At 37.8% G+C, this 11105-nt stretch carries 7 protein-coding genes and 1 pseudogene; 1 reads left to right on the top strand and 7 read right to left on the bottom strand.

The genetic code is table 11. The features are described from left to right. Positions 1-138: 138 nt before the first annotated feature. The 6 genes and pseudogenes from rarD to CWS20_RS23980 form a co-directional block, all read right to left on the bottom strand. Complete coding sequence (gene rarD, locus CWS20_RS24005; RefSeq protein ID WP_066191282.1) at positions 139-1068, bottom strand: EamA family transporter RarD; 930 nt, start codon at positions 1066-1068, stop codon at positions 139-141. 88 nt (positions 1069-1156) lie between these two features. Further along, a complete protein-coding gene (locus CWS20_RS24000; protein WP_066191277.1) occupies positions 1157-2749 on the bottom strand; it encodes an amidohydrolase in 1593 nt (530 codons plus the stop codon). Between the two features lie 244 nt (positions 2750-2993). Next, positions 2994-4580: pseudogene (mbcS, locus tag CWS20_RS23995) on the bottom strand (acyl-CoA synthetase MbcS). 164 nt (positions 4581-4744) lie between these two features. Continuing rightward, positions 4745-4945: an alpha/beta-type small acid-soluble spore protein gene (locus CWS20_RS23990; protein WP_066191274.1), complete on the bottom strand. Its 201-nt coding sequence runs from the start codon at positions 4943-4945 to the stop codon at positions 4745-4747. A gap of 97 nt (positions 4946-5042) precedes the next feature. Further along, positions 5043-6248: a tRNA uracil 4-sulfurtransferase ThiI gene (gene thiI / locus CWS20_RS23985; protein WP_066191271.1), complete on the bottom strand. Its 1206-nt coding sequence runs from the start codon at positions 6246-6248 to the stop codon at positions 5043-5045. Next, complete coding sequence (locus CWS20_RS23980; protein ID WP_066191270.1) at positions 6245-7393, bottom strand: cysteine desulfurase family protein; 1149 nt, start codon at positions 7391-7393, stop codon at positions 6245-6247. The genes thiI and CWS20_RS23980 overlap by 4 nt, the downstream gene beginning before the upstream one ends. 376 nt (positions 7394-7769) lie before the next feature. Here CWS20_RS23980 and brnQ point away from each other — a divergent pair, with 376 nt between their 5' ends. Beyond that, positions 7770-9113 carry a branched-chain amino acid transport system II carrier protein gene (brnQ, locus tag CWS20_RS23975; RefSeq protein WP_066191268.1) on the top strand — a complete coding sequence of 448 codons (1344 nt, stop codon included), beginning with the start codon at positions 7770-7772 and terminating at the stop codon, positions 9111-9113. 134 nt (positions 9114-9247) lie between these two features. Here the strand turns inward: brnQ and ezrA are convergent, their stop codons facing one another. Beyond that, the gene (ezrA, locus tag CWS20_RS23970; RefSeq protein ID WP_066191265.1) at positions 9248-10933 is read right to left on the bottom strand and encodes a septation ring formation regulator EzrA; all 1686 of its coding nucleotides are present in this window, start codon (positions 10931-10933) and stop codon (positions 9248-9250) included. Positions 10934-11105: the final 172 nt, after the last annotated feature.

Raw genomic sequence — 11105 nt, 5'->3', positions numbered from 1 at the left:
GCCATTTTTGGTCACAGTTCTTTACTCTGTAACCGTTTTTTTGATTTCTCCGCCATTTTTGGTCACAGTTTTACACTCTGTGACCATTTTTTTTGAATTCCCCGCCATTTTTGGTCACAGTTCCTAATTTTTTGTCATTTACATACCTACTTGATTTCCATTTTTCCATTTGGCTTCCCAATGAAGGATAAGCTTCGTTTTTGACAAAGAATACAATGTCAATGATAGCCAAATAAAAGCAAACGAAATGAAGTGCACTTTAGAAAAGTATTCATCATATACAAATACGCCTAAGATCAGCATAATTGTCGGTGCGATATATTGTAAAAAGCCCGCCATCGACAACGGAATGCGCTGAACGCCTTTAGAAAATAACAGTAATGGAATCGCAGTAACTACACCTGCTCCCATGAGAAACAAGTCCGTTTGCAAGCTCCCGCTAAATAAGGAATGATGACCTTTAAAAAAGAGACTGATAATATATATTAGCGCCACTGGAGTAATGACTAGTGTCTCCAAGGTTAAACCTACTTCAGAATCTACCTTCACCATTTTCTTCGCTAATCCATAGAGTGCAAACGTTAAAGCAAGCAAAATAGAAACCCACGGAAACTCTCCATAGGAAATAGTTAAAATAAGGACGCCCACTGCCGCCAGTACGAAGGAAAGCAGCTGTGACCGTGACAGCTTTTCTTTGAATACAGCCATGCCAAGCAATACACTAATTAAAGGGTTAATATAGTAGCCCATGCTCGTCTCTATGATTCTGTCTGAGTTTACAGCCCAAATGAAAATAAACCAGTTGCCACTGACTAATAGAGAAGCAATAATAAGTCCAATTAATTGTTTTTTATTTGTAAGGAGGCCTTTAATTGTTGTAATAAAGCCGCTCCACTTCCTCATTATCACAAGCAGAAGCACCATAAAAATAAAGCTCCAAACAATCCTGTTTGCTAACGTTTCCCCAGCATTTACATCATGCAGCATTTTCCAATAAATCGGCAGCACACCCCACAGGAAATAAGAAAAGCCTGCATAAAAAGCACCCTTTTTCATTTCATTGCTCATGTTATCCTTCCTCGATTCTTTCTGTTTTCGAAATAAATGTAATTATAATCTTATAAAAATAGGTGTGCAATGAATTTTTAAAAATTCTTTAATCTTCGTACACAATTTCTCCGCCAATTACTGTTTTTACCACGGAAATATTCGGTATGTCTCCATATCCCACTTTAAAGATATCTTCTTTAAGTATAGTGAAATCAGCAATGAATCCTTCCTGCAGCATGCCGCGGTTATCTTCATGACAGGCAGCAAAAGCACTGCCCTTCGTGAATAATGATACCGCTTCATAGATCGTTAAGGCTTCTTCTGGATAATAGGAAATCTCTGGATCTTCTAAATTTGTTCTAGTCACGGCTGCATGGATGCCTAATAGCGGATTGAGCGGCTCAATTGGTGCATCTGATCCACCTGCACACGGTACACCTTCATTAAGCAGTGTTTTCCACGCATAGCAATACTTCATTCTTTCTGCACCTATTCGTTCAACGACCCATGGGAAATCTGAGGCGACAAATCTTGGCTGGATATCAAGAATAAGCGGCAGTTGTTTTGCTCGATCAATCAGCTCTTTTCGCAATATTTGTCCATGAATCAATCTGTCTCGACCCATTACAGTAAGAGGATGCTTCTCAATGGCATTCAAAGCCATTTCAAATGCTAAGTCTCCAATTGCATGAATAGCTACTGGTAATTTTTTTTGTCTTGCTTTTAAAATTAACCCATTTAACTGTTCTTGAGTAAAAATTGCAACGCCAGATACGGCTGGGTCATCGTTATATGGATGGCTCAACAATGCGGTTCTCCCTCCTAGAGCACCGTCAGCAAACAGCTTCATTGCACCGAATTCAATCCATTTTCCACCGCTTAAATATTGGTTTCCAGCTGCAGCCATATCATCGACCACTTCATGATGTACAAGTAAATGCACCCTAAAACGCAGTCCCTCCTGCTCTATGACATCGTGAAATGTCCTATATGTTTGTGCATATCCGCCATAGTAATTTAAATCCTCTGTATGTCCGCCAGTCAGCCCGAGTTTGTGTGCATCTCGTATTGCCGCCCGCATCGCTTTGCTCATATACTCATCGGATACAGCAGGAATCACATTTAAAAGAATATCCTGTGCCTGGTCTTTTAATAAACCATTAGGATATCCCTTCTCATCCTTTTCAATTACACCGCCTGGGGGACAAGTGGTATCAACATTTATCGATGCCAATCGCAATGCTTTCGAATTAGCTGAAATGGCGTGCCGGCATATTCTTTTCAGCATGACCGGGTGATCAGGAACTGCTTCATCAATTTCATGTGCATAAATAGGCACCGGCTCTTCCCAAAGATTCTCATTCCATCCCTCGCCTATAATCCATTCTCCAGGAGAAAATCCTGTTGCATATTCCTTTAATGCAGCAAGTGCTGCCGACTTTGTTGTGAAGGATGACAGGTCTAAACGAATGAGCTTTTCTCCATGGCCTATTAAATGCATGTGACTATCCACAAAACCAGGTAGCATTGTTGCCCCTTGCAGATCGATGATTCTTTCAAGCTCATTTTCATATTTCATACGCAAGTCAGCTTCCGTACCTAATGCAATAATTCGATCACCACGAGTGAATATTGCCTCTACTCTGTCATTTTCACTTTGAAGTGTATAAATATTTCCACCATACCAGAGCGTCCCCATTATGTATTACTCCTTTTAGCTTTTTTATTTTCAGTATAGCAGAAAGAATGGCTCCCCCCTAGTTGATAATATTGACTTGATGACATATAAAAACAGGTGGATAAAATCCACCTGTTCAAGCTGTAGATAATATAGGATTTTCCAAGGCTTATCTCTCGCTTCCTAAGCGATTCGAGCCGCTTCGCTATTGCATTCCCACAGGAGTCTGATAATGGCCTCCACTAAAGTGTGCATAGCCAATCAATTATTGTGACGTGGAGGCCGCTTCTTCTTTTTTCCGCAACTCTTTTCTCATAATTTTCCCTGATGTTGTTTTTGGCAGATCCTCTACAAACTCAATCCGTCTAGGGTATTTATATGGAGCTGTAAGCTCTTTTACATGCTCTTGCAAGGCAGGTATTAAATCCGGATTATTCTGATTAACATCTTCTTTTAGCACGATAAAGGCTTTCACAATTAGTCCGCGGACTTCATCCGGACTTCCAACCACCGCACACTCTTTTACTGTAGGATGTTTTACAAGCGCATCCTCTACTTCGAATGGTCCAATGGTGTAGCCTGAACTAATAATGATGTCATCACCTCGGCCCTCAAACCAGAAGTACCCTTCTTCATCCATTTTCGCCTTATCCCCTGTAATATAATATTCTCCCCTAAATTGCATGGCTGTTCTTTCCGGATCTTTGTAATAGTTCTTGAATAATGCAGGTGTCTCTACATGTACAGCAATATCGCCCACTTCACCAGCTTTGCAAGGTTTTCCTTCTTCATTAATGATTTCCACTCTGTTCCCAGGAGTCGGCTTGCCCATCGAACCAGCTCTTAACTCCATATCTTTTGTAACGCCAACTAATAATGTATTTTCCGTTTGTCCGTAACCGTCTCTTACCTTTAAATTAAAATGTCTTTGGAATGTATCGATCACTTCACGATTTAATGGTTCACCGGCAGAAACCGCACTATGGAGATTAGGAAGCTTATAATCAGAAATATTGTCTACCTTCGCCATTAAACGATATTCAGTTGGCGTACAGCAAAGAACATTAACATCGTAATCCGCAAGTAGCTGTAGATATTTTTTCGGTTCAAATTTGCCACTATAGACAAAGCCTGTTCCGCCCGAGCCTAATACAGATAAAAATGGGCTCCATATCCACTTTTGCCATCCTGGTCCAGCAGTTGCCCAAACTGTATCACCTTCTTCAATACAAAGCCAATGAGGTGCCGCTGTGCGCAAATGTGCAAATGCCCAGCCATGTGTATGGACAACACCTTTAGGATTACCAGTTGTACCGGATGTATAGGAAAGAAATGCCATATCATCCTGTGATGTTTTTGCAATTTCAAGTTTATCTGATGCACTTTCCATCTTCTCATCTAAATGGATCTATCCATCGACTTTTCCGCCAATCACAAATTTCGGTAGGCTTTCGGCTTCCTTAATAGAAGAGAACTCCCCGACATATGGATGATAACTGACAATCGCCTTTACATCCCCATGATTAATACGGTATTGAAGATCTTTTGCACGCAGCATTTCTGAACTCGGAATGACAACGAACCCTGATTTCAGCGCTGCAAGATACGTTTGGTATGCCTCAATAAGACGGGGTACAATTACAAGAATGACATCGCCCTGTTTTAATCCATTCTCAGAGAAAACGTTTCCAATTTTATTCGCATTTTTAATTAATCCATCATATGTAATATCTTGTTTTTCTCCAGAATCACTTTCCCATTTAATTGCAAATTTTTGTTTATCTTTTGCGAATTTTTCCACTTCTGAGACGAGGTTATATTCCTCCGGTGCTAATAAGTCTTCGCGTTTCATGTAAAATCTCCCCTTTTAGAAATGATTTTATGTCGACAACAGGCTGATTAATATTATTATACAAAATTATTTAAACAATTAAAATATTTAACTAATTAAATTAAAAACAAAAGAAAGAGCAGGACATCTGTCCTGCTCAATGTAGCCATAATATTTATAAATAATTATTTTTGGTAACCACCTAATTGTTGTTCAGCCATTTGAACTAAACGTTTAGTGATTTCACCACCTACTGAACCGTTAGCGCGAGAAGTAGTTTCTCCACCAAGGTTAACACCGAATTCAGTAGCGATTTCGTATTTCATTTGGTCAAGAGCTTGTTGTACTCCCGGTACAACTAAGTTATTTGAACTGTTGTTTGCCATGTGATTTCACCTCCTTGTGAGTATAGAATGTGTAGAATCACATGGCTGTATGCAAATATTAATTGGTAATTGTTGCATTTATTTTTTTAAATAAGATTTAAAACAAATCTTCCATCTCTTTTTCTAACGCAACATTCGGTTTTACAACGATTTTTTCAGTGTTTTCTACCGCCTTTGCAATATAAGGTTCAAAGTCGGTGAAGCTCTCAAAATGCTGAACCTTTTCCAATTTAGGCTTAGTTTTCGGCGATGATGGCACGAATACAGTACAGCAGTCCTCAAATGGTCTTATTGATATATCATGGGTATCAATCTCTTGGGCAATGTCGATTATATCTGCTTTATCCATTGTGATGAGCGGCCTTAAAATTGGTGTGCTAATCACTTCATTAATTGCATACATGCTTTCCATCGTTTGACTTGCTACTTGTCCTAGGCTTTCTCCTGTGACTATTGCTAATCCTTCATATTTTTTTCGCAGTTCATCTGTGATTCTCATCATAATCCTTCTTGTTGTAGTCATCGTATAATTATCTGGTATTTGTTTTTGTATCAATTGCTGTATCTCAGTAAATGGCACGATATGAAGAGCGACACCGCCGTTTATTCGTGAAAGCTTTTCTGCAAGATCGATTACCTTTTGCTTAGAGCGTTCACTTGTAAAAGGTGGACTATAAAAATGCACGGCTTCAATTTCAATACCGCGTTTCATCGATAAGTAGCCTGCAACAGGACTGTCAATGCCACCTGACAGCATCAGCATCGCTTTTCCGCTTGATCCTGCCGGTAATCCGCCTGCTCCTTTATAATTTTCACAAGATATATAGCTCGCTTCTTTTCGAACCTCAACAACTAAATTAATATCGGGCTGTTTAACATTCACTTTTACATTTGCCATGTTTTTTAAAATATGACCGCCAAATTCTTGATTTATCTCATTTGTATCAAGCTCAAATTCTTTATCTGCCCTTTTAGCAGTGATTTTAAAAGATTTCCCCTCACTATAGACATTTTTAAATAATGACAATGCTGCTTCTTTCATTGCATGAAGATCTTTTTCCACTTTCATTGCTGGGCTAAAGGATTGTATCCCAAATATATCTTTTAATCGTTCAATGATTTCTTCGCTTTTTTCTCCATTTAAAAGGATAAACATCCGATCGCGCTGTGCTTCTATTTTTACATCAGGGAAATCATGTAGCACTCGTTTTATACTTCTTCTTAATTTATCAACAAATTGCTTTCGGTTTCTCCCCTTTGTAGAGATTTCTCCATAACGAATCAAAATTCTGTCATATATCATTTTACTTTCATTACCTTTCGTAGTTGAATGATTGTCTTTTTAACTGCTGTGACGAAGATTTTTGCTTCATCCATTGTATTTTTATAGGATAGGCTTACTCTAACCGCACTTTTTGCTATCTTTTCTGCAACGCCCATACAAATTAATGTTCCACTGACTGAAGTATGTTTAGAAGAACAAGCACTTGTGGTAGATATATAAATGTCCTTTTCTTCTAATGCATGAACAAAGACTTCGGCTTTGAAGCCTTTAATGGAAAAATTAATAATATGAGGTGCTGCATGTTCGACAGGTGTATGAATGATTACCTCTTCCATCTCCCCAAGTTCCTTCATAAGATAGGTTTTTATTGACAGCAGCTGTCCGCCATTTGCTTTCATTTCTTCCATTGTCATTCTTAATGCCTTTGCCATTGCAACAATTCCACCGGTATTTTCTGTTCCGCTCCGCATTTTGTTTTCTTGATTGCCACCTGAAAGCAGCGGGGATATATGAACACCATCACGAATAAATAATGCCCCAGTTCCTTTTAGTCCATGAAACTTATGGCTGGAGATTGTACAAAGATCAATCTGATGTTCAGCAATGTTTAAAGGGACTTTTCCGATGCCTTGTACATAATCAACATGTAAGTGGGCTTTTGGATAGCTTTTTAAAATATCGCCAATTTTTCCAATTGGCTGGATTGACCCTGTTTCATTGTTGATATGCATAATGGAAACAAGAATAGTATCTTCTCTAATCTCACGTTCTAATGCGGTAATATCTATTATTCCGTAAGAATCAACTGGTAAATAACTTACTTCAAAACCTAAAGTTTCTAATTGCAGCAATGCTTCTTTAACTGACGGATGTTCAATGGAGGAAGTAATGATATGACGGCCCCTGTTGCGGTACATGAGAGCCGCTCCTTTAATCGCCATATTATTTCCTTCTGTTCCACCAGATGTAAAATATATTTCATTGCTTCTTACTCCTAAGTGATCTGCAATCTGTTCTCTTGCTTGCATAATAAGTCTTTCAGCTTTTTCTCCAAAGCCATGAAGTGAGGACGGATTGCCGAAATAATTGGAAGAAACTTTTACAAATGAGTCCACTGCTTCTTTATATGGTTGTGTTGTCGCGCTATTATCAAAGTAAATCATGTCTGCTCCTTTCAAAGAAACACTTATGCAATTTTTAATCTTAGCATAAAATTTCGCTAGAAAGAAATGTTATTAAATATATCTCGCAAATCATTTACTATATGGATATAACTCATTATTACGATACACCTTGCAAAAAAAAATATTGTATTAATACAGATTCCTCTTGGTAATTACGGGTTTATGATTTATAATGAAATAAATTGAGTTTAAAAATTATGCTCCGATAGCGTCCTCTCTAAGTTTGCTACCGTTATTTCAATATACCCAAAATTACAACATTTTTTTAATTCGACACATTTCGCTAAAAGCATGGTAGTATGGTAACTGTTGAAAAAATGGAAACTATGTATGAGAGAACTAGGGGGTAAATTGTATGAATAATAGCACACTTTCATTTAAGCATATATTCTCTATAGGATTAATGCTTTTTGCCTTATTCTTTGGAGCAGGCAATATGATCTTTCCACCATTTTTAGGCCAGGATGCCGGCACAGAAGTTTGGGTTGCCATTATCGGCTTTCTAATAACCGGTGTAGGTCTTCCCTTAATTGCAATCATTGCCATTGCCAAAAATGGCGATGTACAAACAATGGCAAATCGCGTTCATCCTGTTTATGGGATTATATTCACAGTCGTTATGTATTTAGTAATCGGGCCTCTTTTCGCCATTCCGCGAACTGCAACCGTTTCATTTGAAATCGGCGTTTTTCCTTTTTTATCTGAAACCGCTTCCAGTGCATTCTGGCCATTATTGATATTCTCAATCGTATTTTTTATCATTACATGTCTGCTTGCTTTAAACCCAACTAAGCTAGTTGACGTAATAGGAAATATTTTAACGCCAATTTTATTAATTGTGCTAGCCATTATCGTTGTTAAAGCATTTATTACACCGATGGGTTCACCTCAAGCACCAGTTGGAGCATACCAGGATGGTCCATTTTTTAAAGGATTCATTGAAGGGTATTTAACAATGGATACCATTGCTGCCCTCGTTTTTGGAATCATCGTAATTGGTTCTATTCAGGGCTTAGGGGTTAAAAATAAACACTCTATTATGAAAATTTGCATTTATGCAGGAATCATTGCAGCTGTCGGATTAGCAGTCGTTTATGTTGCACTTGCTTATATTGGTTCTACGGCACCTGAGGCTATTGGCGCACAAGCGAATGGCGGAGCAATTTTGTCTGGCGCAGCTCAATTCTTATTTGGTTCTGCCGGAGGCTATATATTAGGTTTTGCAATCATTTTTGCATGCCTGACAACTTCTGTAGGATTAATTTCATCATGTGCAAGCTACTTTAATAAAATCATGCCAAGTATTTCTTACAAAAAATTCGTTATAATTTTCTCAGTATTCAGTGCAGCAATTGCAAACATTGGTTTAACACAGCTAATTAATTTTTCTGTTCCTGTATTAACGTTTATTTATCCGCTAGCAATTGTACTAATTGTGCTTTCATTAATGAATAATGTATTCAAAGGGGCATCAATTGTTTACATTTGCGCATTAATTCCAACTGGATTAATCAGTGTTGTAGATGGATTAAATACAGCAGGAATAAAGATAGAAGCACTAAACAACGGATTATCCTTCCTGCCTCTATTTAATGTCGGAATCGGCTGGATTGTTCCAGCAATCATCGGGGCTATAATTGGTTATATTATTTCAATTATTACTGGCTCTAAAGAGGAGCTAGTTACTGAGAAAAAGTAATTTAAAAACAGCGAAGATCACTTCGCTGTTTTTTTATTTCCTACAATGTTAGATTGATGCGCATATCGGCTCTATCAGCCCTTCCTGGCACAAAAAAGGATTCACCTGATTAGTCAGGCAAATCCTCACATTTACTATTCTTTCATCCAGCCTTCTATTTTTTGCAGCGCTCCAGGTTCGATTTCTTCAATAGATGTTGCAGCTTGTTCAAGCGCAGCTTTATATTCATAATTCCTAAATGATTCTTCTGCTTTGCTAAACTTCTCGGCAAGTCCCGGATTGCTGCTTCTATATCGATTTCCATACTGAATAACTTTTTCGGTTAATAAAATGGTTTCAATCATTTCATTTGTATATGTGACGGTTTTCTCTACAGTCAGAACAGCAATTTCCAAATATTCATTCACGGTTTGAATACTTAATGGCTTAACCTCTAGGTGTTCTGTGACATTTTTTATACTTTCATTTGCATCCTGCAATGCATATTTATACTCTTGCGGGAGACCGGGAACATTGCTTTTGGACACTAGCCTTATCATATCGCTGATTTTCTTTTTTAGTTCATTCACTTTTTCTCTTGCAACGATTTCGTCTTTCCTTAACGTTTGAAGTTTTTCAGCGAAAAGCTCCTGTTCTTCTTTAATATATTCAAGTTCGGACTTTATCTCTGCAAGCTCGCTCTGCAGAACAGAATGCGGTACATTTTGGCTATCAATTTTATGCTGAAGCAAATCGTATTTCTTAATCAGTGAGGTTAGCGCTTTTTCAAGCTTGTCCTGTACTTCTAAATCATTGCCCGGTACATGATAGCTTTCACAGACTAACTCCTTTTCTTCCTTCAGCATCATATGCTTTTCACTGCTGGAAAACAATAAATCCTTGGCAATTTGTCCTTCTTGTTGGATGAAGTGTTTTGCATGGACCTCTTTTTCAAGAAGATCATATAATGCGTCTAACCTTTCTTTCACTTCTTCCAGCCCTTGAGCGACTTCGGCAACCTTCGTTTGTTCTACATACTCCGATAGCTTCTGAAGCTCTTGATCGATTTCGTCAGCTTCTTTATCCAGCTGTAAATGTTCTAATATATATCCTTGCTTTAACATTTCTTGGTATCCATCTTTCAATTCTGCAATTTGAACTGGAACCTTTGTGCGGCATTCAACTAGAAGCTGAGGAATCTGCTCTACCTTGTTTGCAACCTCTTCGATATTATTTTTAATCGATAGGACGGTTTCACGCGCCTCTAAATAATTGCCTTCTGTCGTCTTTTGATCAAACTCTTCAAATTGACCTTGTACTTCCTCAAGCTTTTTCTCAAGTAGCTCACCAGGCTTCCCGAAAGTGTGCCTCTGTGTAAGCAGCCGTTTTTTATATTCTCGATATTCTTCTCTTAATGCTTCAATCTCAAGACGATTTTGCTCTTCACTACCAACAAGATCGCTTAATTCCGTTAAAATCTGTTTAATTTCTTCTTCGACCTTATTTAAGTTCACTTCTAAGTTTTCCAATACTTCTTTTGCTTTATTAAATCGATATTTGTCTATGTATTCTTCCGCATCAAATAATGAAGCTTCAGCGTTTGGGAGATGTGAAGTGACTACTTCATCCCATTCACTTCGCCACTTTTCAAACAATTCTTCAGTTTGACCAGTCATGTTCAAAGCCTTTACCTTTGAAAACTCCTCCAAAACAGGGCGATCCATTATATCCATTTTCCAAGTTTCAAGCCTGTCAACTTCTTTATAATATTTTTTCTTTAAAAAATACCCTGCAAAATAAATGCATATAGCTATGACGATGCCGCCAATCACAAATTCCATCTGTAAAGCCCCCTGTTCTGTGCCCGAGCCAGTATATGTAATCTATATATATTTCAATTTTTTATCATGTTCTTTTTAATGCTTTTATGATACCATGTAAACGACATTTTTTGACTATTAATTTCATATTTTGTTGAAATAATTGGTGAAAATTCGTATAATCAATAATTTT

The organism is Cytobacillus horneckiae, from assembly GCF_002835735.1.
Taxonomy (GTDB): domain Bacteria; phylum Bacillota; class Bacilli; order Bacillales; family Cytobacillaceae; genus Cytobacillus; species Cytobacillus horneckiae.
Note: the sequence above shows the minus strand (reverse complement) of the source record. Positions and strands in the feature narration are given on the sequence as shown.